The 23,032-nt window shown below is 74.6% G+C and carries 22 protein-coding genes and 1 pseudogene; 11 read left to right on the top strand and 12 right to left on the bottom strand.

The features are described from left to right. Positions 1 to 216: 216 nt before the first annotated feature. On the bottom strand, positions 217 to 1,671 hold the full coding sequence (locus ACIRVF_RS25675; protein ID WP_402822178.1) for a PLP-dependent aminotransferase family protein: 1,455 nt from the start codon (positions 1,669 to 1,671) through the stop codon (positions 217 to 219). A 156-nt stretch (positions 1,672 to 1,827) separates the two neighbouring features. Next, on the bottom strand, positions 1,828 to 2,358 hold the full coding sequence (locus tag ACIRVF_RS25670) for a universal stress protein (protein WP_402822175.1): 531 nt from the start codon (positions 2,356 to 2,358) through the stop codon (positions 1,828 to 1,830). A gap of 476 nt (positions 2,359 to 2,834) precedes the next feature. Here ACIRVF_RS25670 and ACIRVF_RS25665 point away from each other — a divergent pair, with 476 nt between their 5' ends. Continuing rightward, complete coding sequence (locus tag ACIRVF_RS25665) at positions 2,835 to 3,230, top strand: transglycosylase family protein (protein WP_402822172.1); 396 nt, start codon at positions 2,835 to 2,837, stop codon at positions 3,228 to 3,230. 622 nt (positions 3,231 to 3,852) lie between these two features. On the opposite strand, the gene ACIRVF_RS25660 is transcribed toward ACIRVF_RS25665, so the two are convergent. Further along, positions 3,853 to 4,437, bottom strand: coding sequence for a pyridoxamine 5'-phosphate oxidase family protein (locus tag ACIRVF_RS25660; RefSeq protein WP_402822169.1), 585 nt, complete (start codon positions 4,435 to 4,437; stop codon positions 3,853 to 3,855). Between the two features lie 131 nt (positions 4,438 to 4,568). On the opposite strand from ACIRVF_RS25660, the gene ACIRVF_RS25655 reads away from it, so the two are divergent. The 3 genes from ACIRVF_RS25655 (at position 4,569) to ACIRVF_RS25645 (ending at position 9,065) form a co-directional block, all read left to right on the top strand. After that, the gene (locus tag ACIRVF_RS25655) at positions 4,569 to 5,474 is read left to right on the top strand and encodes a helix-turn-helix domain-containing protein (protein ID WP_402822166.1); all 906 of its coding nucleotides are present in this window, start codon (positions 4,569 to 4,571) and stop codon (positions 5,472 to 5,474) included. A 163-nt stretch (positions 5,475 to 5,637) separates the two neighbouring features. Further along, positions 5,638 to 7,596 (top strand): PIG-L family deacetylase, encoded by a 1,959-nt coding sequence (locus ACIRVF_RS25650; protein WP_402822164.1) that lies wholly within the window; start codon positions 5,638 to 5,640, stop codon positions 7,594 to 7,596. 302 nt (positions 7,597 to 7,898) lie between these two features. Then, complete coding sequence (locus ACIRVF_RS25645; protein WP_402822161.1) at positions 7,899 to 9,065, top strand: alanine--tRNA ligase-related protein; 1,167 nt, start codon at positions 7,899 to 7,901, stop codon at positions 9,063 to 9,065. A gap of 215 nt (positions 9,066 to 9,280) precedes the next feature. On the opposite strand, the gene ACIRVF_RS25640 is transcribed toward ACIRVF_RS25645, so the two are convergent. Next, on the bottom strand, positions 9,281 to 9,715 hold the full coding sequence (locus ACIRVF_RS25640) for a CBS domain-containing protein (protein ID WP_402822158.1): 435 nt from the start codon (positions 9,713 to 9,715) through the stop codon (positions 9,281 to 9,283). 161 nt (positions 9,716 to 9,876) lie between these two features. Here ACIRVF_RS25640 and ACIRVF_RS25635 point away from each other — a divergent pair, with 161 nt between their 5' ends. The 4 genes and pseudogenes from ACIRVF_RS25635 to ACIRVF_RS25620 all read left to right on the top strand — a co-directional run bounded on the left by ACIRVF_RS25635 (position 9,877) and on the right by ACIRVF_RS25620 (position 13,198). Beyond that, positions 9,877 to 10,761, top strand: a complete 885-nt coding sequence (locus ACIRVF_RS25635) for a helix-turn-helix domain-containing protein (RefSeq protein WP_402822155.1) — start codon at positions 9,877 to 9,879, stop codon at positions 10,759 to 10,761. A 26-nt stretch (positions 10,762 to 10,787) separates the two neighbouring features. Then, the gene (locus tag ACIRVF_RS25630) at positions 10,788 to 11,222 is read left to right on the top strand and encodes a VOC family protein (RefSeq protein WP_402822152.1); all 435 of its coding nucleotides are present in this window, start codon (positions 10,788 to 10,790) and stop codon (positions 11,220 to 11,222) included. Between the two features lie 89 nt (positions 11,223 to 11,311). After that, positions 11,312 to 12,193: pseudogene (gene ligD / locus ACIRVF_RS25625) on the top strand (non-homologous end-joining DNA ligase); the annotation flags it as partial. Positions 12,194 to 12,343: 150 nt separating this feature from the next. Continuing rightward, entirely contained in the window at positions 12,344 to 13,198 is an 855-nt protein-coding gene (locus ACIRVF_RS25620) for a DNA ligase (RefSeq protein ID WP_402822441.1), read from the top strand. Between the two features lie 48 nt (positions 13,199 to 13,246). Here ACIRVF_RS25620 and ACIRVF_RS25615 read toward each other — a convergent pair whose 3' ends face one another. The 4 genes from ACIRVF_RS25615 to ACIRVF_RS25600 all read right to left on the bottom strand — a co-directional run bounded on the left by ACIRVF_RS25615 (position 13,247) and on the right by ACIRVF_RS25600 (position 15,068). Beyond that, a complete protein-coding gene (locus ACIRVF_RS25615; protein WP_402822149.1) occupies positions 13,247 to 13,831 on the bottom strand; it encodes a type 1 glutamine amidotransferase domain-containing protein in 585 nt (194 codons plus the stop codon). Positions 13,832 to 13,834: 3 nt separating this feature from the next. Then, positions 13,835 to 14,131 carry a PRC-barrel domain containing protein gene (locus ACIRVF_RS25610; RefSeq protein ID WP_402822146.1) on the bottom strand — a complete coding sequence of 99 codons (297 nt, stop codon included), beginning with the start codon at positions 14,129 to 14,131 and terminating at the stop codon, positions 13,835 to 13,837. A gap of 21 nt (positions 14,132 to 14,152) precedes the next feature. Continuing rightward, on the bottom strand, positions 14,153 to 14,560 hold the full coding sequence (locus ACIRVF_RS25605) for a hypothetical protein (protein ID WP_402822143.1): 408 nt from the start codon (positions 14,558 to 14,560) through the stop codon (positions 14,153 to 14,155). A 64-nt stretch (positions 14,561 to 14,624) separates the two neighbouring features. After that, on the bottom strand, positions 14,625 to 15,068 hold the full coding sequence (locus tag ACIRVF_RS25600; RefSeq protein WP_402822140.1) for an HAD family hydrolase: 444 nt from the start codon (positions 15,066 to 15,068) through the stop codon (positions 14,625 to 14,627). 197 nt (positions 15,069 to 15,265) lie between these two features. On the opposite strand from ACIRVF_RS25600, the gene ACIRVF_RS25595 reads away from it, so the two are divergent. After that, positions 15,266 to 16,309 (top strand): hypothetical protein, encoded by a 1,044-nt coding sequence (locus ACIRVF_RS25595; RefSeq protein WP_402822137.1) that lies wholly within the window; start codon positions 15,266 to 15,268, stop codon positions 16,307 to 16,309. After that, positions 16,306 to 16,695 (top strand): VOC family protein, encoded by a 390-nt coding sequence (locus ACIRVF_RS25590; protein WP_402822134.1) that lies wholly within the window; start codon positions 16,306 to 16,308, stop codon positions 16,693 to 16,695. Before ACIRVF_RS25595 ends, ACIRVF_RS25590 begins: the two co-directional genes overlap by 4 nt. Here ACIRVF_RS25590 and ACIRVF_RS25585 read toward each other — a convergent pair. The 4 genes from ACIRVF_RS25585 to ACIRVF_RS25570 all read right to left on the bottom strand — a co-directional run bounded on the left by ACIRVF_RS25585 (position 16,692) and on the right by ACIRVF_RS25570 (position 21,470). Then, positions 16,692 to 17,591, bottom strand: coding sequence for a DUF6896 domain-containing protein (locus tag ACIRVF_RS25585; RefSeq protein ID WP_402822131.1), 900 nt, complete (start codon positions 17,589 to 17,591; stop codon positions 16,692 to 16,694). The genes ACIRVF_RS25590 and ACIRVF_RS25585 overlap by 4 nt on opposite strands. 193 nt (positions 17,592 to 17,784) lie before the next feature. Then, positions 17,785 to 18,381, bottom strand: coding sequence for a GNAT family N-acetyltransferase (locus ACIRVF_RS25580; RefSeq protein WP_402822128.1), 597 nt, complete (start codon positions 18,379 to 18,381; stop codon positions 17,785 to 17,787). 95 nt (positions 18,382 to 18,476) lie between these two features. Then, positions 18,477 to 19,868, bottom strand: coding sequence for a hypothetical protein (locus tag ACIRVF_RS25575; RefSeq protein ID WP_402822125.1), 1,392 nt, complete (start codon positions 19,866 to 19,868; stop codon positions 18,477 to 18,479). Between the two features lie 288 nt (positions 19,869 to 20,156). Continuing rightward, positions 20,157 to 21,470: a geranylgeranyl reductase family protein gene (locus tag ACIRVF_RS25570; RefSeq protein ID WP_402822123.1), complete on the bottom strand. Its 1,314-nt coding sequence runs from the start codon at positions 21,468 to 21,470 to the stop codon at positions 20,157 to 20,159. Positions 21,471 to 21,827: 357 nt separating this feature from the next. Here ACIRVF_RS25570 and ACIRVF_RS25565 point away from each other — a divergent pair, with 357 nt between their 5' ends. Next, on the top strand, positions 21,828 to 22,883 hold the full coding sequence (locus tag ACIRVF_RS25565) for an LPXTG cell wall anchor domain-containing protein (RefSeq protein WP_402822121.1): 1,056 nt from the start codon (positions 21,828 to 21,830) through the stop codon (positions 22,881 to 22,883). Positions 22,884 to 23,032: the final 149 nt, after the last annotated feature.

Below are 23,032 nucleotides of genomic sequence, written 5' to 3'. Positions count from 1 at the left end.
CAGTTTCCAGCCAGCCATATGATCTAGTTATGGCCTCGGGGCGGCCCATACCCCTCCGACACGCTCTCCAGTGGGTATTGAGCCGCTCTGATCACACGACAGGGGTAAGGACAGCGGGGCCGTTGCGGGGAACGCGCACGCCTTCAGCTTCTTCACCGCCCGTCCCCGCTCGCGCAGGTCCATGCCGCAGGGCGCGCTCGCGTCGAACGCCCCGGCTCAGGCCGGCGGCGGGAGGATGTCGCAGAGCGCCTGGAGGGCCGCCGGGTAGGCGTGGTCGGGCGGGGTGGCGTAGCCGACCACCAGGCCGTCGACGACGGGCATCGCCTCCGCCGTGACCGCCGGGTGGCGGTAGTCGGCGAGCCCCTCGACGGCCAGGCCCCGGTAGACGGCGGCCTTGAGGATCGAGCGTTCGGTGGCGGGGGCGAGCCGCAGGACGGCGTGCAGACCGGCCGCGATGCCGGACACCTCGATGTGCGGGGCATGGGTGGCCAGCGCGGCCACCAGCCGGTCCCGGCGGTCCCGGTAGCGGCGCCGCATCCGGCGCACGTGCCGGTCGTAGCCCCCGGAGTCGACGAACTCCGCGAGGGTCAGCTGGTCCAGGGCGCTGGCCCAGGCCTCGCGTTCGCCCTTGGCCGCGAGCACCCGGTCGACCAGGTGCTCCGGCAGGACCATCCAGCCGAGGCGCAGCGCCGGGCTGAGGCTCTTGCTGGTGCTGCCGAGGTAGACGACCCGGTCGGGGTCGAGCCCCTGGACGGCGCCGACCGGTTGGCGGTCGTAGCGGAACTCCCCGTCGTAGTCGTCCTCCAGGACGAGTCCGCCGCGGCCGCGCGCCCAGTCGATCACGGCGGCGCGGCGCCCGGCCTGCAACGGGCCTCCGGTCGGGAACTGGTGGGCGGGGGTGAGCAGGACCGTCCGGACGTCCGGGTGCCGTGCCAACTCCTCGACCCGGGCGCCCTGTTCGTCGATCGGCAGCGGCACGACGGGCACCCCGGCGGCGGCCAGTAGCCCGCGGTGGAAGCCCAGCCCGTACGCCTCGACGGCCAGCGGCCCCCGGTCGGCGGAGGGCAGGACGGGCGCGGCACCGTCGAAGAGCAGCCGCAGTGCGTGGGCGAAGCCGGAGCAGATCACGATCCGGTCGGGGTCGGTGCGCACCCCGCGGGCGCGGGCGAGGTAGTCGGCGAGCACGGTGCGCAGTTCGGGCCGGCCCTGCGGGTCGCCGGGCCCGAAGGCCTCGTGGGGTGCGGCGGTGAGGGCTCGGCGGGCGGCGGCCAGCCAGGCGGTCCGGGGGAAGGAGGCGGCGTCGGGCTGGCCCTGGCGCAGGTCGTGCACGGGCCCTGACCGGCGGGTGGGGCGGCGGGCACGGTCGGACCGGGCGGGTGCGGCGCGTTCGGCGACGGTGGTGCCGGAGCCCTGGCGGGCGGTGAGCCAGCCCTCGGCGACGAGTTCGGCGTAGGCCTCGGCGGCGGTGTTGCGGGCCAGGCCGAGGTCGGCGGCGAGCGCCCGGTAGGGCGGCAGCCGGGTGCCGGGGGCGAGCCGGCCGGTGCGGATCGCCTCGCGCAGGGCGGCCATCAGCGCGGAGCGGCCGCCGCCGGTGGCGGGCAGGTCGAGGTGGAGGTCGTTGCCGGTCGGGTGGGCCGGCTCGGTGGGGTGCGCGCCCGGCGTTTCCGTCATGGCCCCGCACCCTACCCGCCGCTTACCGGGCGCCGGCGGGCGGGCGGTGGCCGGTCGAGTCGCTCCCGGGCCCCGGTGGACCGGCGCCGGTTCGGCCACGGAACGATCGCGGGGCCCGCGGGCCTGTCCCCGAGCTTTTACGGACGCCGAGGACAGCTACGGCACGACGGTGACCGGCCAGCGGCCCGCCTTCACCAGCCGGACCGCGACCGATCCGATCACCTTGTGCCCGGCCTGTTCGGAGACGCCGACCACCACGGCGTCGGCGCGCAGCTCGTCCGCGAGCCTGGCGAGGCCCGTGTAGGGGTCGCCGCGCACCGTGAGGAAGCGCCACTCCACCCGCCAGACCTCGCGCATCCGGTGCTCGGCGTCGCGCAGCGCGGCCAGCAGCTCGTCGGCGATCTCCTGGGTGGTCTCCTCCACGGCGGCGCCGGCCAGGGCGGTCGCGGCGCCGAGTATCGGCTGGATGTAGGCGACGGCCAGGAGTGCGCCCTGCCGGCGGGCCAGTCCGGCGGCGTAGGCGGTGGCGCGCCAGGAGGAGTCGGAGCCGTCCAGGCCCGCGAGGATCACCTTGGGCCCGTCGGTCCCCAGCTCGAAGCCGCTGGGCGCGACGGCCGGCTCGTGGACCGGGCGTTCTCCGCCACCGTCGACGGCCCCTGCGTCCGCCGCATCGCTCTCGTTGCTCATGGACCGAAGGCTATGCCCGCCACCGGGAGTGGAGGCAACGGGCACTCCCGGTGAGGGCTGTGGTGCGGCCCACCCGGAGGGGTGTGCGGGGGTGCCGATCCGGCACCCGGGGCCGGGGGGCCGTCACGCGCTGTCGATGATGTGCGCGGCTTCACACGTCCTCGCGGGTGACGGCGGCCACTTCGAGCGGTGATTTGATCTAGAAAATGCGGCGAAATGATGCGAAATCACCTCATTTTCGTGATCGATACCTGCGGTAACAGGCCTCTGACGTGCCTGAACCTGCGAATCCTTGAAACCGGCACGAACGGCCCCGTAACTTCGAACCCGTTGCACCGAGTGATTCCGCTCCGGCCGGGCCTCACCGCCCCCGAGCAGGAACGGTGCCGGACCACGCGAGCGACGCGTCCCCGAAACCGACGGCCTTCCGAAGGCCTGGTTCCGCGTGCTCGCAAACCCCCTCCGAAAGGAATCGCATGACCTTCCGTAACGAGACCGCTGCTGCCACCACCACCGCCACCCCGAAGCGCCGCAACCGCGTCCGGATGGCTCTGGCGGCCGGGGCGCTCACCGCCCTGCCGGTGGCCGGCCTCGTCACGGCCAACAGCGCCTCCGCCGCGCCGGCGTCGGTCTGGGACAAGGTCGCCTCCTGCGAGGCCACCGGCAACTGGGCCATCAACTCCGGCAACGGCTTCTACGGCGGCCTGCAGTTCACCTCCAGCACCTGGGCGGCCTTCGGCGGCACCTCCTTCGCCCCGCGCGCCGACCTGGCCACCAAGGAGCAGCAGATCTCCATCGGCGAGAAGGTCCTCGCCGCCCAGGGCCCCGGCGCCTGGCCGATCTGCTCCGGCAAGGCCGGCCTGGGCAAGTAAGCCCCCCACCCGCACGCAAGCCGCCGCACCCTTCCCCAGGGTGCGGCGGCTTCGTCGCGTCACGGTGTCGGCGTACGAGTGGACGCAGCCCGACCCCCGGTTGACGAGAAGCCACGGCTACTCGGGCGGTCGATTTCCACGGGCAGCGGCCCGGTGGGACTTGCGAGCCGCCGACGCGCCCCTGAGGGCCGCGAACTCGTTCGGCCCCTGCACAAGTCGGCATTCACCGGTGTCCCGGTCCACGAGAATGGGCCAGTTTCCGCCGACCCGGATCGGACGCCCGTTTCTGCCCTTCGCAGTGGGATACCAGGTGAAACCGAACATGCCCGTGAGAGCCGGGGGCGCCCACTGGCCGAGCTCAAAGGCCCATTCATCCCACCGCCTGGTCAGGCCACGACCGAACTCCTCCGCGAGCTGCCTTGCCTCGCTCTCCTCCAACAAGACCCCTTCCCGAGGCGATCGATCCACCGGACAGACCCTACGAGAACAGGTTCGAACGCGGTGGACGTATCTCCGTACTCGATGGGGCGGCCGGAGGAGGACGCCGACACCGGCCGGCACTCCCACCGTGGGACCGGGATCGCCCCCTGCGGCTCCCGCCTCGGACCGCCCCGGTGTGCCGTCAGGCCGGCCGGGCCGGGACCGGCAGCGGGAGGGCGGGCAGGCCGTCGATGCTGGTCCGGACGAGCGGCTTGCCCTCGCAGTAGGCGCTGAACTGCTCCTCGCCCTTGCGGTCGAAGTACTGGGCGTGCAGGTCGCGGTCGGCCCGGTAGTCCATGAACGGCACCGCGTAGCCGCAGGAGTCGCTGACCCGCTCGGCGTGGACCAGCACGATCGCGCGCAGGCCCGCGCCGTCCGCGCCGGGTTCGAAGCGGCCGAGCAGTTCGGCGAAGCGCGGGTCGTCGCGGAAGACGGGCTCGCCGCGGCCGTGCACCCGGACCACGGTGGGCGGGCCGTCGAAGGCGCACCACATCAGGGTGATCCGGCCGTTCTCCCGGAGGTGGGCGATGGTCTCGGCCTGCGAACCGCCGAAGTCCAGGTAGGCGAGGGTCAGTTCGTCGATGATCGCGAGGGTGCCGGAGCGACCCTTGGGCGACAGGTTGACGTGTCCGTCGCCCGCCAGCGGCGCGGTGGCGACGAAGTAGACGGGCTGGCGTTCGATGAACTGCCGCAGCCGGCCGTCGATGCTTTCGTACTGCTTTCCCATGTGCGCAAGTGTGCCCGCATCTCGCTCCCCGAGAAAGGAAAATCCACGCAATGAGACGGTCGGCGCACTGACCGATCCGCCTAGGATGATTCCCGTACCTGCCACCCACCGGGCCGAGCAAGGGAGTTGAGTTGGTCCAGGACACCCTCCCGACCGCCGGACCGGTGATGGCGGTCGCCCTGCCCGCCGCTCCGCTGCGCCGCTACGTCCTCGACTACCGCGGTTACCGGATGAACCTGGACCGCCCGCGCCGCCGACTGGAGGTGCCGACGGACGTGGTGACGGTGGCCATCGCCTTCGAGGGCACGATGCGGCTCACCGACGCCGTGTCGCCCGCACCCGGAATCTCCTTCGGCTCGATCGCCGCCGGGCTGCGCCGCACCGCGACGATCGCCGAACACGCCGGAGTGCTCCACGGATTGGCGGTCTCGCTCAGCCCGCAGGGCGCGTTCCGGGCCTTCGGTCCGGTGGCCGGGGAGCTCGGCGGGCAGTGGGCGGAGGCCGGGGAGGTGCTGGGCCCCCGGCTGGGCCGGCTGGCCGCCCGGCTGGCCGAGGCGCCGACCTGGCGGGCCCGATTCGCCCTGCTGGACGACTACTTCACCGCACTGCTCGCCGACGGGCCGCTCTGGGAGCCGGACGTCCTCTGGGCCTGGCACCAACTCCGGCGCTCCCGGGGGCTGGTGCCGGTACACGCCCTGGTGGAGGGCACCGGCTGGAGCCGCCGCCGACTGGAGCAGCGCTTCCGGGAACAGCTCGGGCTGGCGCCCAAGCAGGCCGCCGGAATCCTACGGCTGCAGCGCACCCTCCGGCTGCTGACCGCCCCGGACGGGCGGTTCGCCCGCGCCGACCTCGCGGCGTTGTGCGGCTACTACGACCAGTCCCACCTCGACCGGTCCTTCCGCGGCATGGTCGGCTGCTCGCCCCGCGAGTTCCTGGCCTCCCGCCGGGCCGCCACCGCCTCCGCCACCGACCTCGAACCGCCCGACCGGGTCGTCGGCCGGATCACCAGCGCCGTGCTCGACGCCGACCGGAGCTGAACCGAGCCGAGCTCCGTCCTCGTGAAGAACCAGCTTGTTCGTACGTCAACTGTGGTTTTTACGCGACACCACTGCGCATCACCGCCAATCGCATTCACCGGCTCGCCCCTGCGTTAGCCTCCCCTTGGCCCGATCACGCCGATCCTGAATCCGGGGGACCCACATGACCATCGGACGTCGGCGACTCCTCACCTCCGTGGCGCTCTCCGCGCTCGCCGCGCCCGTCCTGGCCCAGGGGACCGCGATCCGCGCCGCCGCGTCCGCCCCCTCGGCCGCCCCCTCCGCCACGGCCCCGGCCGACGCCACCGGCTCCGGTGCACTGGTCATGCAGGTCGTCGCGCACGAGGACGACGACATCCTGTTCATGAACCCGGACCTGTCCGACTCGCTCGCCGACGGCACGCCGTCCGTCACGGTGTTCGTCACCGCGGGCAACGCGACCGGCGACCCGTGCGCCACGACCTGCTGGGACGCCGCCGGCGAACCGCTGCGCACCTGGAACCGGCAGATGGGCGCCGTCAACGCGTACTCCCGGATGACCGGGGTCGGCGACACCGACCCGACGACCGACGAGGTCGGGCACTGGACGGCCGAGGCCTGGACGGTCGCGGGCAAGCAGGTCGAGCGGTACGTCCTCAAGGGCCGTCCGGTGCACCTGGTCTTCCTCAACCTGCACGACGCCGAACTCGACGGCGTCCTGGCCGGCGGCACCGACACCACGGTCGTCCCGGTCGGCAGCCCGCTGTCCGGCCCGTCGACCTACACGGCCGCGGACGTGGTCGAGGTGCTGCGCCAGCTGATGGTGACGTACCGGCCGACCGTGCTCCGGGCGCAGGACGAACTCCCGGACAGCCGCTACTCCGGCGACCACCCGGACCACGTCGCCGCCGCGAAGTTCGCCGGCCAGGCGGCGCTGCTGTACGGCGGCCCGGTGATCCAGGTGAACTACCGCGACTACGACATCACCGACTCCCCGGTGAACCTGGACCCGGCCACGGCCGGCACCAAGGGCTTGTTCGTCTCCGAGTACGCCGGCCACGACCATTCGGGGAACTACTCCGACTCCTGGTTCTCCCGGATGTACCACCGATGGTCCCGGGGCACCTCCTGGGCGGGCCTGAACCAGGACGGCCGGCCGCAGGTGTTCGTCGTCCGGGCCGGTGCCCTCCACACCTACTGGCGCCGGACGGACGGCAGTTGGGGCGGCCCGGAGCGGATGGCAGACCCGGGCGGGCGGCTGGCGCCGGGCATCGCCGTCGGCACCAACGCCGACGGCCGGCTGGAGGTCTTCGCCCGCCGCCTGACCGACCACCACATCGTCTCCCTGCCGCAGGGCACCCCCAACGGCTGGTGGTGGAACGGCTGGGCCGACCACGGCAACCCCAACGCCGGGCTCGGCAACGAGGACCAGGTCGGTGTGCCCGCCGTCGCCAACTCCCGGGACGGGCGGCTGGAGCTCTTCGTCAAGAACGGCGGGGGCGGCCTCAGCACCATCCGGCAGACCGCCCCGGGCGGGGTGTGGACGGACACCTGGACCGACCTGGGCGGCACCGACCTCCAGGACCCGGTCACCGCGATCCGCAACGGCGTCGGGGCGATCGAGGTGTTCGCCGGCACCCGCACCGGCGTCCTCGGCTGGTGGCAGGGCGCCCCGGACGGGGCCATCAGCGGCCCGGCCGCGATCCCCGGGGCCCGGCCGGCGAGCGCGCCCAGGGCCGCGCTCGACCAGGACGGCCGGATCGAACTCGCCTACCGCGAGGCCGACACCGGCGCGACGCTGGTCAGCTACCAGCTCCGGCCCGGCGGTTCGTGGAGCCGGTCCCCGGCGCCCCTGGGCGGACACGGCGGCGTGGGCGAGCCGGCGGCGGCCACCCTCGGCGGACGGGTCGTCCTGTTCGAGCGCAACCGCGGCGGCGGGGTCAGCACCACCGCCCAGACCGCCCCGAACTCCGGCTACGGCCCCTGGCAGGACCTCGGCGGCACCGTCCTCGACCATCCGACCGCGATCGTCGACGGCGCCGGGGTCCTCCACGTGTTCGCGATCGGCACGGACGGCCGGGTCTCCTTCCGCACGGGCACCTCGGCCACGGCTTTCGAGGCCTGGCAGAGCCTGCCGCTCTGACCGCCCGACACCCGGGAACAGGAAGTCGGACCCACCGGCTCCCCGCTCCGGGGCGGAAAACCACGTGCGCCCGGGGCACCGGCCGCGTTACCCTCGGCCCCATGAACGTCACCGGCCTCTTCACCGCCACCGCGCGAGCGACCAGCTCGCCGGTTGCCGCCGCCTGACGTACCCCCTCTCCCCCGGCGACCGGAAAACGGTCCGCCGGTGGTGGCTCCGAGGCGTTCTGCTCTCGGTTTCCGACGATCGCGCGGACTCGTCGTCCGGTGCCCCCACCACGGCACACGCGAAGGAGCCACCCCGTGAACACCGACCAGCTCGTCCGCACCTTCACCGAGTACTACGAGGACCGCGGCCACCACCGGATCACCGGCTCGACCCTGCTGCCCCCGCCCGGCGACCCGGTGCTGTTCACCACCTCCGGCATGCACCCCCTCACGCCCCACCTGGAGGGACGCCCGCACCCGCTGGGCAGGCGGCTGGTCAACGTCCAGCGCTGCCTGCGCACCACCGACCTCGACGAGGTCGGCGACCGCACCCACCTCACCGTCTTCGAGATGCTCGGCACCTGGTCCCTCGGCGACTACGAGAGCCGGCAGAGCCTCGACTGGGGCTACGGGCTGCTCACCGACGGCTTCGGCATCGATCCCGGCCGGCTCCACGTCACCGTCTTCGGCGGCGACGACCGGGTCGGCCCGGACACCGACTCCCTGGAACTGTGGCAGGACCGCGGCGTACCGGTCGAGCTCACCGTCGAGGACAACTGGTGGTCCAACGGCCCGACCGGCCCCTGCGGCCCCGACTCGGAGATCTTCCTGTGGACCGGCGACACCCCGCCGCGGTCCACACCCACCCGGGACGACCGCTGGGTCGAGGTGTGGAACCACGTGATGATGCGTCACCGCCGCCTCGACGACGGCACCCTCGTGCCGCTCCCCCAGCGCAACATCGACACCGGCCTCGGCCTGGAACGCCTCTCCTCGCTGCTCCAGGGCCGCACTTCCGTCTTCGACTGCGACGTCTTCGACCCCTGGCGCCGCCTCGTCCCGCCCCTGTGGCAGCTGGACGAACCGTCCCTGCGCCTGGTCTGCGACCACCTGCGCTCGGCCGTCGTCGTCATCGGCGACGGCGTCCGCCCCTCCAACGCCGGCCGCGGCTACGTCCTGCGCCGCCTGCTGCGCCGGGTGCTCACCGTACTGCGCCGCGACGACCCGCAGTGCGGACTCGGCGACCTGCCGGAGGAGCTGGTCCGGCACACCCTGGACCACTTCCGCCAGGACGTGGACCCCGGGTCGGTCCGCCAGGTGCTGCTCGACGAGGAGCGGCGCTTCGACCGCCTCCTCGACCGCGGCCGCCGGGTCCTCTCCCGCCCCCGCTTCCGCGGCCCCCTCACCGAGGACGACCTCCACTACCTCCACGACACCCACGGGCTCCCCCGCGACCTGGTCCTCGACCTCCGCCCGCGCTGACGGCGGTCCGGGCGCGAGGCGGGCGGGGCCGGGGCGCCGGGCGGACGCGACCCGGGGCGCGAGGCGGGCGTTGCGCATTTGTACAAGACGCGTGAGGGCCCCGTCCGGCACCATCGGGAGGCCCGGCCGGTGCGGGGGGACCGGCCGGTCACCGAGGGCGGGCGGGGCTGCGCTCAACGCCGCTCACGGGCCGCCCGGGAGCGGCCGAGCGGATGTCACTGCTTCATGTAGACGCTGTCCATGAACTTGATGATCTGCTCGTCCGTCAGCCGGTGGCCCTCACGGTGGCCCATCGCCAGGTCGGCCTCGCTGATCATGCCCACCAGCCGCTCGCCGTCGATCACCGGGATGCGCCGGATCTGGTGCTGCTCCATCTTCTTCAGCACGGTGTCCATGCTGTCCTCGGCGCGCACGCAGTGCAGGTGCCCGGCGAGGTCCATGGCCGTCATGTCGGCCGGGTTCTTGCCCTCGGCCACACATCGCAGCACGATGTCGCGGTCGGTGACGATGCCGTGGAGCTTCTGGTCGTCGCCGCAGATCGGCAGCGCGCCGACGTGCATGTCACGCATCATCTTCGCGGCCTCGGCCAGCGTCTGGTGGGCGCCGATGCACTGGGCGCCGGTGTGCATGATGTCTCGGGCAGTGGTCACGGGGACTCCTTCGTCGGTGGTTGACCCCCCCGACGTTCGTCGGTGTTACCCCCCGACGGTCCGCCCCCGCGGCGGCCCACAGCGCCGCTCGCGGGGTGACCGTGCCCTCACCGTAGGCGACTTCGGGGCCGCCCGCGACCGCGAGCACCGATACTGGACGGGTGACGACGCAAGCCACCGGGGCGGTCGACGAGGCCGTCCGCGCCCGGCCCGCGACGGCGCTGCGCCCGTACGTGGCCCGGTATTCGGGGTACCGGCAGCGGGGTCTGGCCCCGGCCGTGCACCACGGCCTGCCCTCCCCGTACCTGACCTTCATCCTCACCCTGGACGAGCCGCTGGTGGTCGCCCGCCACCCCGATCCGGCGCAGCCGCCCGGCAGCTATCCGACGGTGCTGGGCGGGCTGCACACCTCCCCCGCGCTGATCACCCACGAGGGGGCGCAGTCCGGCGTGCAGATCGCCGTGCACCCGCTCGCCGCCCGGGCGCTGTTCGGGTTGCCGGCGGGGGAGTTGGCGGGACTGGACGTCCCGGCGGAGGAGGTCCTCGGCCGGCTCGCCGCCGAGCTGCGGGAGCGGCTGCAGGCGGCCGGCGACTGGGCGCAGCGGTTCACCCTGCTGGACGGGGCGCTGCTGCGGGCCGCCCGGCCGTCCGGGTCGGTGCCGGCGGAGGTGGGCTGGGCCTGGCGGGCGCTGCGGCGCAGCGGCGGCGGGCTGCCGGTGGCGGAACTGGCCCGGGAGACCGGCTGGAGCGCCCGGCACCTGCAGGCGCGGTTCCGCCGGGAGACCGGGCTCACCCCCAAGGCGGCCGCCCGGGTGATCCGTTTCGACCGGGCCCGGCACCTGCTCGCGGCCGGTTCCCCGCCGCCCCGGCTGGCCGAACTGGCCGTTCGCTGCGGCTACTTCGACCAGGCGCACCTGGCCCGGGAGTTCCGGGCGCTGGCCGGGGCCGCGCCCAGCGCCTGGCTGGCGGCGGAGGGGCCGGAGGCGGCGAAGTTCCGAAACGTCCAAGGCGGTACTGCCGGGGCGGGCCCAGAGTGGGAGGCCTGACCACCGCACCCGAGGAGTGACGAGCCATGGACACCGGAACCCCCGCGACCGAGACCCCCGCCCCGCAGGTCTGGCCCACCCTGCGCGCGACCGACGCCCGGGCCCTGATCCGCTTCCTGACGGACGCGTTCGGCTTCCGGGAGGTGGTCAGCTACGGCGAGGGCGAGTTCGTCGGGCACGCCGAGCTGGCCTGGCCGGAGGGCGGCGGCGTGATGCTCGGCTCGGTGCGCGAGACGGCGCCGGACGAGTGGCCGGGCCTGCCGGGCAGCTTCAGCGCGTACGTGGTGACCGCCGACCCGGACGGCGTGCACGCCCGGGCCGTCGCCGCCGGGGCCCGGATCACCGCCGCGCTGCACGAGACCGACTACGGCTCGCGTGACTTCGCCGCCGCCGACCCCGAGGGCAACCACTGGTACTTCGGGACGTACCCGGGCGCGCCCCGGCCCGCCCCGGGTTCCTGACCCACGGCCCCGGTCGCCCCGGGCGGCGACGGCCGTACCGGGGCAGACTGGCTGCGGGGGCCACCCGCGGGAGTCTACGGAGAGGGCCCATGCCGCAGATGACGGTGGACGGACGCACCCTCGCCCTGTCCCACCTCGACAAGGTGTACTACCCGAGCATCGGCACCCTGAAAGGCGACGTGCTGCGTTACTACGCCGCCGTGCACACCGCCCTGCTGCCCCACCTGCGCGACCGCCCGGTGTCGTTCCTGCGCTGCCCGGACGGCGTGGAGGCGGAGGTGTTCGTCGCCAAGAACCCGCCGCCGGGCACCCCGGCCTGGGTGCGCACGGTGGACGTGCCCAGCAGCGGCGGGGACCTTCGCCAGGTGGTGCTGGAGGACGGCGCGGCACTGCTGGCTGTCGCCAACCTGGGCTGCCTGGAGCTGCACGTACCGCAGTGGCACGCGGCCGCGCCGGCGCTGGCCGACCGGCTGGTCCTGGACCTCGATCCGGGTGAGGGCGCGGACGTGCTCACCTGCCGGGCGGTCGCGCTGCTGCTGCGCGAGCGGCTGGCCGCGGACGGGCTGGCGGCCTGGGTGAAGACCTCCGGCTCCAAGGGCCTGCACCTGCTGGTGCCGGTCGAGCCCACGCCCAGCGCCGAGGTCTCCGGGTACGCGAAGGCGCTGGCCGCCGCGCTGGAGGTCGAGCACCCCGACCTGGTGGTGCACACGATGACCAAGGCCCGCCGCCGGGGCCGGGTGCTGGTCGACTGGTCGCAGAACAATGCCAAGAAGACCACCGCCGCGCCCTACACGTTGCGGGCCAGGCCGCTGCCGACGGTCTCCACCCCCCTCTCCTGGGACGAGCTGGAACGGGCGCGCGGGGAGGCGGAGCTGGTCTTCACCCTGGCCGAACTGCCGGGACGGCTGGCGGCGCACGGCGACCTCTTCGCGCCGCTGCTGGACCCGGAGCAGGCCCGGCCGCTGCCCGCCGTGCCCACGGCCGGAAAGGCGCCCGCCGCGGCCGCGGCCGGAAAGGCGCCCGCCGGGGCCACGGCCCGGAAAGCGCCCGCCGGGGCCGCCCCGGCTCCGGGGCCCGCCCGGCAGCAGCCCCGGCAGGTGCTGCAGCCCCCCGTCGAGGTGATGCGCCCCGCCGCGGTCACCGCCGTGCCGCCCGCCGACGGGCTGGGCGGGGGCGGCGTGCAGTACGAGCTGAAGCTGGACGGCTTCCGCTGCGTCGCCTTCGCCCGCGGCGACCGCCCGGCGTTCCTGCAGTCCCGCAGCGGCCGTGACCTCGCCCGCGAGTTCCCGCCGATCGCCGCCGCCGTCGCCCGACTGCCGGAGGGGCTGGTGCTGGACGCCGAGCTCGTCGCCTGGCGAGCCGGGCGGTTCGCCTTCGAGGAGCTGCTGCACACCCGCCAGGCCCGGGCCGCGGCCCCGGACGTGGTGCTCGGGCTGATCGCCTTCGACCTGCTCGCCCTGCCCGGCCGCGACGTCCGGCGGCTGCCGCTCACCGACCGGCGCCGCCTGCTGCTGGCCGCGCTGGCCGACGTCCCGCCGCCGATCCAGCCGGTGATGGCCACCACCGACCGGGCGGAGGCGCTGGAGTGGATGGAGCAGCTGGCCGACACCGGCGTGGAGGGCCTGGTCTGCAAGGCCGCGGCCTCCCCCTACCGGGCGCGCGGCGCGGGCCGCGCCTGGGTCAAGTACCGGCGCAGCGACACGCTGGACGCCACCGTCCGCGCCCTCACCGGTTCGGCTGCCCGGCCGCACGCGCTGGTGCTCCAACTCGACGACGGCCGGGTCTTCCTGACCACCCCCCGGCTCACCCCCGTCCAGGCCCGCGAGGTCGCCCAGGTCGCCGGGCCGCTGCTCGGCCCTCCCGCCTCCGACCCCGACCACGGCCAGGTGCACCCGCTCACCGGCCCGCTGCGCGCCGAACTCACCCTCACCGGACGCCCGCCCACCGCCACCTTCGTGCGCCTGCGCGGGGACTGACCCGGGGCCTGACCGGAAAGGAGCGGGCCGCGCTGCGCAGGGGACGCCTCACCTGCGCCGCTTCGGCGCCGCGTGGACGAACTCGGTGACCAGCGCGTCCTCGAACACCGGCAGGTCCCCCGGCTTGCGGCTGGTCACCAGCGGGCCCGGCCCGTCCCGGCAGACGTGCACCTCCTCGTCCACCCAGTGGGCGCCCGCGTTGACCAGGTCCGTCCGCAGGCCGGGCCAGGAGGTGAGGGTGCGGCCGCGGACGGCGTCGGCCTCGATCAGCGTCCAGGCGGCGTGGCAGATCGCGGCGACCGGACGGCCGGCGGCGCAGCACCCGTGCACGAAGGCGACGGCCGGCCGGTCCAGCCGCAGCGCGTCCGGGTTGGCGACGCCGCCCGGGAGCACCAACCCGTCGTAGTCGTCCGGGTCCGCCTCCGCGACCAGGACGTCCACCGCGAAGGTGTCCCCGGGCTCGCGGTGCCGGACTGCCTGCACCCGGCCGGGGGCGGTGGACAGCAGGCGCGGGGTGCCGCCGGCCTCGGCGACCGCCTGCCAGGGCGAGGTGAGCTCCTGCTGCTCGACGCCGTACGGGGCGACCAGGAAGGCGATCGTCCGGCCGGTCAGCGTGATCAGCGGCCAGCCCATGGCTCAGTGCGGCCGGCGGGTGGTGAGGTCCTCGGCGGGCGGCGGGGCCGTGCCGACCCGGGCCCGGGGGCAGTCGAGGTGGACGGTGCGGTCCAGGTGGTCGATCCGGGCGACCAGGCCGACCGGGACGAGCACCCGGGCGCCCGGTACCCAGGGCGCGGCGTCGACCATCAGGTGGTCGCCGCCGTCCTGCTCGATCCGGCCGAGCGGGCCGTCGGTCGCGTCCACCTCGTATCCGACCAGGGCGAGATCAGCGGCGGGGTGGGAGCCCGGGCGGTATTCCCACAGGTCGGTGCTCATCAGGTCACGCCTCTCATCGCGTCACGCCTCCGGGCGGTCCCAGGGCCGACGGTCACGGCGCTCGCGCCGTTCCTCCCCCAGCGGATCGGCAGACGCGGCCCCGCCTGACCCGCGGCGCCGCCGCAGCAGCTCGGTGGCGGCCACGGCGCCCGCCACCGAGGCGGCCCACACCACCCCGAGGGCGACCAGCACGGACGTGGTCGGAGTGCGCACCCCGATGCCGAGACAGATCGACGTCATCACCAGGACGGTCAGCAGCACCCCGGCCGAGATCCGGCGCCCGGCGGCGCGCAGCGCGCCGAGGACCCGGTTCGGCGACTTCGCCCCCATCGTGCTCAACTTCCGGTCGAGGCGCGCGTCCTGGCGCAGGTCGGACTCGATCTCCTCAAGGAGCCGCCGCTCCCATCCGCTCAACGCGGGTCCGTCCATCTCGGTCACCTCCGACATTCCGGTGACGTGCTCGCACCCGGCGGTTGCCCGGTACGGGCCGGCGTTAACCGTTCCGGGGACCGCCTGTTCCGGCGTCCACGCGCCCGAAGGCCCGGGGACGGGCGAGCAGGCTGTCGTCCAGGACACGCAGCAGGGCGGCGGCGTCACGATGGACCTCGACCGCGCCGGCCACCCGCAGCTCGGGACCGGCGTCCCCGCCGGTCTGCAGGGCGACGCAGGGCACCCCGGCCCGCCGCGCCGCCAGCACCTCGCGCACGCTCCCGGCGACGGCCACGGCGTGCGAGGGCTCGCCGCCCACCAGCTCCAGGGCGGCCCGCACGGGGTCACCACCGGGGGCGGTCACGGTCAGGACCGGCGCCCCGGCCGGCCCGGGGCCGGTCAGCACGACCGTCCAGCCGCGCGCGGCGCACTCGCGCAGCAACTCGGCGCCGCCGGGCAGCCGCGGCCGCCAGTCGGTACCGAAGAGGGCCGCCGAGATCACCGTCATGGTCACCGCTCCCGTTGCCGTGCTTCCGCGCCTCCGTCGCAGGCCACACACCGTGCGCGCCCTTCCAGGTTAGGACGGCGCGGCGCGGCGCGCTGCCTGCCGGGGTACGGGCGCCCGCGCCGGCGAAAACCGCTTGGCGGGCGCCGCACGGGCGGCCATACTCCGGACGTCCAACGGGTGAGCGGGGGGAGAAACGCGTGACGGTGTTCGCGTGCGCGGGGTGCGGTGCGGAGCTGACCGCGCCGGTGACGGAGGTGGCGCTGCCGCCGCACGCGCACCGCGAGGGCGCCGACCGCTACCTGCCGCCGCTGCTGGAGCCCGGGACCTTCGCCGTCGACCCGGAACCCTTCGAGCAACCCTGGCGCCCCTGGTCCGCGATCACCCCGGCGGAGGCCGCCGCCCTGGGCGTGTACGCGCCGGTCGACGGGCTGTGGTCCGGCCCCGGCGGCGCCGTCCTGCTGGCCCCGGGCGACACCCGCGGCACCGCGCTGATCGCGGAGCGGTGCGACGGGTGCTGCGCCTCCGCCGGAGACCCCAACCTGGCCTGCGAGCGGTGCGGTCGGACAGTGGGCGCCCGGATCGACGACTGCTACCTCTGGCAGGCGGTCCGGCTCTACCCGCGGGCGGTACGGCGGCTCCCGGTCGAGGGGCCGGCCCGTCCGGACGGAGACGGCTGGACGGCGCCCCCGGCGCCACCCGTCGAGCCCGGCGGCTGGTGGAGCGACCGGTGGAGCGCCGCGGTCGGAGCGGCTCTGGCCGAGGTCCTGGCGGCCTCCGGCGGCGCTCCGGTGGCGGTGCCCCGGGGCCTGCTCTCCGAGACCTTCGGCCGCACCCTGCACCGGCTGCTCCCGACCGGCGACCCGGTCCGCACCCTGGGCCTGGCCGGCCCCGGGTTCACCCCCGCCCCGGTGCCGGAGATCGCCCTCGTCCCCCGCCACCCGTGGAACGGCGCCCCCTGGCAACCGCCCTCCGACGGCGCGGTACCCGTCCCGCTGGACTCCGCGGTGTGGACGTACCTCGCCTTCCCACCGCTCCGTCCCACCACCCGGCTGCCGGCCGGGGAGGAACGCGACGACCCGCTGCCACTGCGCCCGATCCGGCTGTTCGAGCCCGACCGGTACCTGCTGCGCCACCGCCTCGCCCGGCTGCCCGCCGTCCGGCAGCCCTGGCTGCGCGCGATCTACGATCGGCTCGGCGACCGCCACCACCAGTACCGGGCCGCTTCGGAGGGCACCCCATGAGGATCAAGCTGACCACCGTGTTCGTCGACGACCAGGACAAGGCGCTGCGGTTCTACACCGAGGTGCTGGGCTTCGTGAAGAAGGAGGAGGTCCCGCTCGGCGAGTACCGCTGGCTCACAGTGGTCTCCCCCGAACAGCCCGACGGCACCGAGCTGCTGCTGGAACCCGACAACCACCGGGCCGTCAAGCCCTACAAGACGGCGCTCGTCGAGGACGGCATCCCGGCCGCCCAGTTCGCCGTGGACAACGTGCACGCCGAGTACGACCGCCTCCACCGGCTCGGCGTCCGCTTCACGCAGGAGCCGACGGCCCTCGGCCCGGTCACCGTCGCCGTGCTGGACGACACCTGCGGCAACCTCATCCAGCTCGCCCAGTTCCACCGCTAGCCCGGCAGCACGAACCAGCCGGGCCGCCCTCCACCGGTGAGCTGCGGCAGCGCCCCGGCGGCGGCCCGCAGCTCGTGCTGCTCCGCGGCGAAGGCCTCGGGCAGGCCGGCGCCGTAGCACTGCAGCCGCCAGGCGTCGAAGGTCACCGTGCCCGGTCCGGTGGTGTCGACCTCGACCTCGACACCGTCCGGGCCGGTGAACCGGCAGCCCGCACCGTGCACCAGGTACAACCGGCCGCCGACCACGCCCAGCCGCGGGATCCGGCGGGTGCGGGCGAGGACCAGCCACTCCGTCAGACACCCGGCCGGCGGATCATTGCGGCCCAACTCGGCCAGGATCACGGTCAGTTCCGCGACATAGCCGAGCACCAGCTCGCGGGCCGTGGTCACCGGACGCCGCCGGGGGCCGAGCGCCGGGTCGGCGCCGAGCCACCACGCCTCCGCCAGGACCTCGGCGTCGAGCCGGGCCTCGGACGGTCCGCCCGGCGCGGTGCCGTAGTCGTGGTGGATGGCGACGAGCTCCTCGGTCAGGTCGAGCACGTACCCGAACCGCGCGTGCAGCAGCGCGGTGAACCGGCGGGGGGCCAGCCGTCCGCGCATCACCTGCCGGGCCAGCGCCCGGACGCCTTCCTCGTCCGCCCGCCGACTGCCTCGCCAGGGCCGGAGCAGACCGAGTTCCGCGCAGGCGGCGTCCAGCACGCCCGGGAACCGCCGGTCGGCCTCGCTCCGCCCCGCGGCCGCCAGTTCCCGCAGCGCCGGACCGTCGCGGCCCTCGGCCAGGGCCGCGACCAGCGCCGCGGCCGCGGCGTCGACCACGGCGGACGCCGGGGCGAGCCGCGCGCCCCACAGGGCCACGGCCTCGTGGAGGTCCCACTCGGGATGATCTGCGCGGGTCATCCGCCCATGATCGTCCGTTCCCGGACGGCCGTCACCGGGATGTCCGGTGACGGAACCCGAAGTCACGAACTGCCGTCCGCCACGCCGCGGTTGGGCGAAGCGACGACGGCGTCACGGACTCACTCCGTCCATGGGACACAAGGAAGCGCGCACAACCGGTGGGCGTGCGCGCTTCCTCGGACGGGCCTGCGCGCTATGCGGGGTCGGATGCCAGCCGGGCGTGCAGGTGCTCGTCGGTGTACGGGCCGTCGCCGTAGCGGTAGGAGGCGCGCAGGGTGCCCTCGTACGGGAAGCCGGCGCGGGTGGCGACCCGGCAGGAGGCCTCGTTGCCGACGGCGTGGTAGAGCTCGATGCGGCGGACTCCGGCGGTGCGGACGCCCCAGGCGGTGACGGCGGTGGTCGCGCGGGTGGCGAGGCCGCGGCCACGGGCGGCGGTGAGCAGCCAGTAGCCGACCATGGCGACGCCCTCGTCCCGGTCGGTCCAGCGCAGCACGACGTTGCCGCACAGCCTGCCGTCGTCGGCGTCGGTGATGGCGAAGGCCGCCGTGCCTCCCTCGGCCCAGCGGGAGTCGGCGCGTTCGAGGTAGGCCTCGGCGCCGGCCCGGTGGGTGGCGTCGCGCAGCGGGTTCCAGCGGGCGATCTCCGGGTCGGCAGCGGCCGCCATCACCGCCGCGGAGGTGCCGCCCGGCAGGTCGAGGCGGCGGCCCCAGGGGCGGAGCAGCACGTCGCCCAGGTCGAGGACTTCGGGGCGGAGGAGGCGCTGGTCGGTCGCCGGGTCACTGGTCGTCACCCCGCCTTCCTACCCCGCCTCCCCCGCCGCCGCCAGCGAATATCCCGGCCGGCGAACAACCCGGCGCCGGCCGCGGACAGCCGCCGGGGCACGCCCTAGGACAGCGCCACGCCCACCGTCGCGGTCCAGATGCTGTCGTTCGAGGCCGAGGGCGCGACCGCGCTGCCCCAGGCCAGCACCAGCCGGTCGGGCGCGAGTGCGGAGAACCCGAAGGTGTCGCCGGGCCACACCGAGCCGGTGCCGAAGTCCCGCGAGACCTGGACCGGGGCGGACAGCCAGCCCCGGGTGGTCGAGAAGGTCCGGAGGTACTGCGCGTAGCCGCGCGGGTCGCTGCTCGACAGCCAGCTCACGTAGGCGATCCCGGGCGGTCCGGCGACCACCTGCATGACGTGCGGGACGTTCCGCGTGTCGGACGGCACCTGAAGCGGGGTGGACCAGGTCGCCCCGTGGTCGCGCGAGTACGACAGCCAGCCGGTGTCGCCGTTCGAGTCCTGGGTGTCCCAGGTGGCGTACAGCGTCCCGTCCGGGCCGAGCGCCTCGCTGCCGTCGATCCACCACTCGCTGTTGTTCATCGAGCCCGCGCCGCCACCGACCCGCACCGGCGGGGACCAGGTGGCGCCGCCGTCGGTGGAGCGGGTCGCGTAGGTGTAGGCCACGGTCAGGTTGTCGGTCGGGACGTCGGTGACGACGTAGCCCTGGTAGAGCACGTCGATCGAGCCGTCCGGCTCGACCGTGACGGGCGCGCTGTCGGCCCCGCTGTTCGGGTACCCGGGGCTGATGTGCGACATCGCGCTCCAGGTCCGGCCGCCGTCGGTGGACTTCTGCAGCACCGCGTTGACGTCGCCGGTGGCGAAGGAGCAACTGCCGGACGCCGCGCAGAGGAAGGTCACCGCGGCCGCGCTCGGGCCGTAGTCCCAGGTCAGGTAGAGCGTCCCGTCCGGGCCGGCGGTGATGAAGTCCCGGTCGCCCCAGTTGTTCGCGTCCGGCGGGAGGGCCTGGCCGACGGTCTTGAAGCTGGCGCCGTGGTCGGTGCTGACGTCGACGACGGGGTAGGTCAGGCCGGAGCGGGCGACCATGAACGCCGCGTAGATGGCGCCGTCGGGGGCGACGGTGATCGCCGGGTCCCAGGACCGGCTGCCGTTCTGTCCGGTGCTGCCGGGGAGCGTGAGCGGCGGGCCGAAGGTGGAGCCGCCGTCGCGTGAGCCGGCGAAGCCGATGCCCTTGCAGCCCATCCAGACGGCGTACACGGCGTTCAGCGCCGGGTCGACGGCCTGGATGGCCTCGGCGTTCTGCCCGGAGCAGGAGGCCGAGACGTTCGTCGGGGTGCTGATCGTGTAGGAGGCGGTGGCCGCGCGGGCGGCCGGGCCCGCGGCGACGGGGGCGCCGGCCGGTGCGGCCTGGGCCGGTCCGGCGGTGAGGGCGAGGACGGTGGCTCCGGCACAGAGGCCGACGAGCAGGGATCTGAGCCTGCCGGGACGTGCGCGCACGGGCTGATCTCCTCAGGGGGGAAGGGAGCCTGGAGGAACCTTGCCTGGGGTGGCGGGCCGTCAGCAGTGGCGCCGTGTCCCGCCTCCGGACGGATTCCCCCGGGCGCCGATCGCGAAGCCGCGCGGCTGTGGAGACAGCTCGGACGTCGTGTGCGGAGCCGGTTCAGATCCCGGAAAGCCACGCAGGGGTCTTGTGCCGCCCCTGCGTGGCTGGATATGGGCCCGGCGGCCGGATCGTCCGTTCATCCGAACGGCAGGCTCCGGCGCACCGGCCTCGGCGTCCTGGCCTCAGCGCCCCGGCGCGACCCGGCCGACCAGGTGGAGCAGCCGGTCCATGGCGTCCTTGGAGTTGGGCTCGGTGAGGTTGACCATCAGCCGGAACGCCACCTTCAGCAGCGCCGGGTGGCCGAGTCCGGCGGCGCCCGCGGCACCGAGCAACCGGGGGCGGCCGAGCAGGTCGGCGGCCAGCCGGCCGAGGGCGAAGTAGCCCGCGTAGGCGGAGCGCAGCTTCTGCGGGTAGGCGCGCAGGGCGAGTTCGCGGCCGCGGTCGGTGCGGCGGGCGTGCGCCTGGACGATCGTCTCGGCGGCGTAGCGGCCGGATTCCATCGCGTAGGCGATGCCCTCGCCGGTGCCGGGACTGACCGTGCCGCCCGCGTCGCCGATCAGCAACAGGCCGTCGGCGTAGTGGGGTTGGCGGTTGAGGCCCATCGGGAGGGCGGAGCCGCGGATCGGCTCGGTGACGGCCTCGGGGGTGTAGGCGTAGCCCGGCGGCAGGTCGGCGCACCAGCGCCGCAGCAGGTCGCGCCAGTCCAGGTCGATGCCGGCGGTGTCGAGGACGCCGAGGCCGACGTTGGCGGTGCCGTCGCCCATCCCGAACACCCAGGCGTAGCCGGGCAGGAGGCGGTGGGCGGGGCCGTTGGGGTCGCGCAGGTCGAGCCAGGCCTCCAGGTAGCGGTCGTCATGGCGCGGGGTGGCGAAGTAGGTGCGGTAGGCCACGCCCATCGCGCGGTCGGTGCGGCGGTAGCGCTTCATCGCGACCGACAGCCGGGTGGAGTTCCCGTCGGCGGCGACCACGATCGGGGCCCGGTACTCGACGGGCTTGCGCTCCTCGCCGAGCTTGGCGCTGACACCGGTGATCCGGCCGGACCGCTCGTCCGTCAACGGACCCGCCACGTTGGCCCGTTCGATCAGCCGGGCGCCGGCCGCGGCGGCCTTGCGGGCGAGCAGTTCGTCGAAGTCCGCGCGGCGGCGCACCAGGCCGTGGCCGGGGAAGGCGGAGAGTTCGGGCCAGTCGAACTCCATCGTGCGGCGCCCGGAGACCAGCCGCAGACCGCGGTTGTGCAGCCAGCCGGCCTCCTCGGAGACGTCGATGCCCATGTCGACCAGCTGCTTGACGGTTCGCGGGGTGAGTCCGTCGCCGCAGACCTTCTCCCGCGGGAAGGCGGACTTCTCCAGCAGCAGGACGTCCAGGCCGGTGCGGGCGAGATGGTAGGCGGCGGTGGAGCCGGCCGGGCCGGCACCGACCACGATCACGTCGGCACTGTCCTCGGTCGGGGCGGCCGACTGCCGCTCCGGTCGCACCTGCTGCTCTGGGCCGGGCATCGTGCACTCCCCCTGGGTCGGATCGGTTCCAGACGGACGATAGAGAACCCCGCCTTCCGCCCGCCGTCCCGACACGCGGGCCCGGCTCTCGGACCGCCCAATACCGGCCAACGCATGACATGCCTGCGGCACGCACGAGTCCAACACAATCGGGTGATCATATTGTTGCGGGGGACTAGCCGGACCAATCGCTCTCAGCGTCGCATTTCGGCCAAACCTCCCTTGCGTCACGTTTCCCACTAGGGGAACTTTTGTGCGCCTCACGTCGTACGCATCCGGCCCCCGGCCCGGCGGCCGCCGAGAGCTCCCTCCCACCCACAGGCTCGTCCCGGCCTGCCGTTACCCGATGGAACACGCATGCACATCCGCTCCACCACCGCACGCTCCCTGGTGGCCGTCCCGACCGCCGCCGCCCTGATGCTGCTCGCCCCCGTCGCGCACGCCGCCGCCGGCGGCAACGGCAACGGCAAGGGCCACCCCGGCAACAACGGCACCGTGAAGATCCACGACGCCGCCACCGGCCAGGAGGACGTGCGCAACGAGCCCAAGGTCTGCACCTTCTACCTGGACTCCTTCGGCTTCGACCCGAACCAGGACGTGCTCTGGGCGATCTTCGACATGAACAGCGACATGACCGAGCCGGTCGTGTTCGGTGACCTCCCGGTCGACGACAACGGCCACATCCGCACCGAGGACATCGACCTGCCGGACGGCCACTACAAGCTGTTCTGGAAGGCCGTCCCGCTGGTCGACGGCGAGCTGCCGGAGCACCCGGACGTCAGCAACCCCAAGCAGAAGGTCTTCAAGGTCGACTGCGGCGGCCAGACCGCCACCCCGACGCCGAGCGGCAAGCCGACCAAGACCCCGTCGGCCGGCCCGACCTCCGTGCCGAGCACCACCCCCTCGCACACCCCGGCCCCCTCCCACACCCCGACCCCGTCGCAGACGCCGGCGCCGTCGCACTCGGCCACGCCGTCGCAGACCCCCACCCCGTCGCACTCGGCCACGCCGTCCACCACCCCGGCGCCGACCACCCCCGCGACCGAGCCGGCCAAGACCCCCGCGCCGACCACCCCGGCCACGGAGCCCGCGAAGACCCCCGCGCCCACCACCCCGGCCGCCGAGGTCCCGACCGGCGCGCCCAGCGACGCCCCGAGCGCCGGCCCGTCCACCCCGCCGACCGCCACCGTCCCGGTGCACCCCGGCGCGGGCACCAAGGTCACCCCGGACCAGCCGCTGGTCGTCCCGGCCAAGGTCAGCGTCCCGACCCCGATCCCGGGCGCCACGGACGGCAAGAAGCTGGCCTCCACCGGTAGCGACGGCACCCTGCTGTACGCGGGCGCGGGCACCGCCCTGCTGGTCGCCGGCGCGGGCGCGGTGGTCTACACCCGCCGTCGCCGCACCTCCTCCTGACGCCCCCAGGAGCCTGCGGCACCGCCTGCCCGGTCAGGTGCCGCAGGGAACCGATGACGCCGCCTCCGGAGGTCTGAGCCCTCCGGAGGCCGCAGGGCCGCGCCCCGGGGCGCGGCTCCACGGAGCCCCCGGCCCGCCCGCAGCAGCGC

Origin of the sequence: Kitasatospora sp. NPDC101157 (assembly GCF_044768255.1) — a bacterium.
In the GTDB taxonomy this organism is placed as follows: domain Bacteria; phylum Actinomycetota; class Actinomycetes; order Streptomycetales; family Streptomycetaceae; genus Kitasatospora.
Note: the sequence above shows the minus strand (reverse complement) of the source record. Positions and strands in the feature narration are given on the sequence as shown.

What these genes read in the sequence shown, in the direction of transcription:
- ACIRVF_RS25675 (WP_402822178.1), bottom strand. Translation starts at nt 1,671, where the DNA reads ATGACGGAAACGCCGGGCGCGCACCCCACCGAGCCGGCCCACCCGACC.
- ACIRVF_RS25670 (WP_402822175.1), bottom strand. Translation starts at nt 2,358, where the DNA reads ATGAGCAACGAGAGCGATGCGGCGGACGCAGGGGCCGTCGACGGTGGC.
- ACIRVF_RS25665 (WP_402822172.1), top strand. Translation starts at nt 2,835, where the DNA reads ATGACCTTCCGTAACGAGACCGCTGCTGCCACCACCACCGCCACCCCG.
- ACIRVF_RS25660 (WP_402822169.1), bottom strand. Translation starts at nt 4,437, where the DNA reads ATGGGAAAGCAGTACGAAAGCATCGACGGCCGGCTGCGGCAGTTCATC.
- ACIRVF_RS25650 (WP_402822164.1), top strand. Translation starts at nt 5,638, where the DNA reads ATGACCATCGGACGTCGGCGACTCCTCACCTCCGTGGCGCTCTCCGCG.
- ACIRVF_RS25630 (WP_402822152.1), top strand. Translation starts at nt 10,788, where the DNA reads ATGGACACCGGAACCCCCGCGACCGAGACCCCCGCCCCGCAGGTCTGG.
- ACIRVF_RS25620 (WP_402822441.1), top strand. Translation starts at nt 12,344, where the DNA reads ATGCGCCCCGCCGCGGTCACCGCCGTGCCGCCCGCCGACGGGCTGGGC.
- ACIRVF_RS25615 (WP_402822149.1), bottom strand. Translation starts at nt 13,831, where the DNA reads ATGGGCTGGCCGCTGATCACGCTGACCGGCCGGACGATCGCCTTCCTG.
- ACIRVF_RS25610 (WP_402822146.1), bottom strand. Translation starts at nt 14,131, where the DNA reads ATGAGCACCGACCTGTGGGAATACCGCCCGGGCTCCCACCCCGCCGCT.
- ACIRVF_RS25605 (WP_402822143.1), bottom strand. Translation starts at nt 14,560, where the DNA reads ATGGACGGACCCGCGTTGAGCGGATGGGAGCGGCGGCTCCTTGAGGAG.
- ACIRVF_RS25600 (WP_402822140.1), bottom strand. Translation starts at nt 15,068, where the DNA reads ATGACGGTGATCTCGGCGGCCCTCTTCGGTACCGACTGGCGGCCGCGG.
- ACIRVF_RS25590 (WP_402822134.1), top strand. Translation starts at nt 16,306, where the DNA reads ATGAGGATCAAGCTGACCACCGTGTTCGTCGACGACCAGGACAAGGCG.
- ACIRVF_RS25585 (WP_402822131.1), bottom strand. Translation starts at nt 17,591, where the DNA reads ATGACCCGCGCAGATCATCCCGAGTGGGACCTCCACGAGGCCGTGGCC.
- ACIRVF_RS25570 (WP_402822123.1), bottom strand. Translation starts at nt 21,470, where the DNA reads ATGCCCGGCCCAGAGCAGCAGGTGCGACCGGAGCGGCAGTCGGCCGCC.
- ACIRVF_RS25565 (WP_402822121.1), top strand. Translation starts at nt 21,828, where the DNA reads ATGCACATCCGCTCCACCACCGCACGCTCCCTGGTGGCCGTCCCGACC.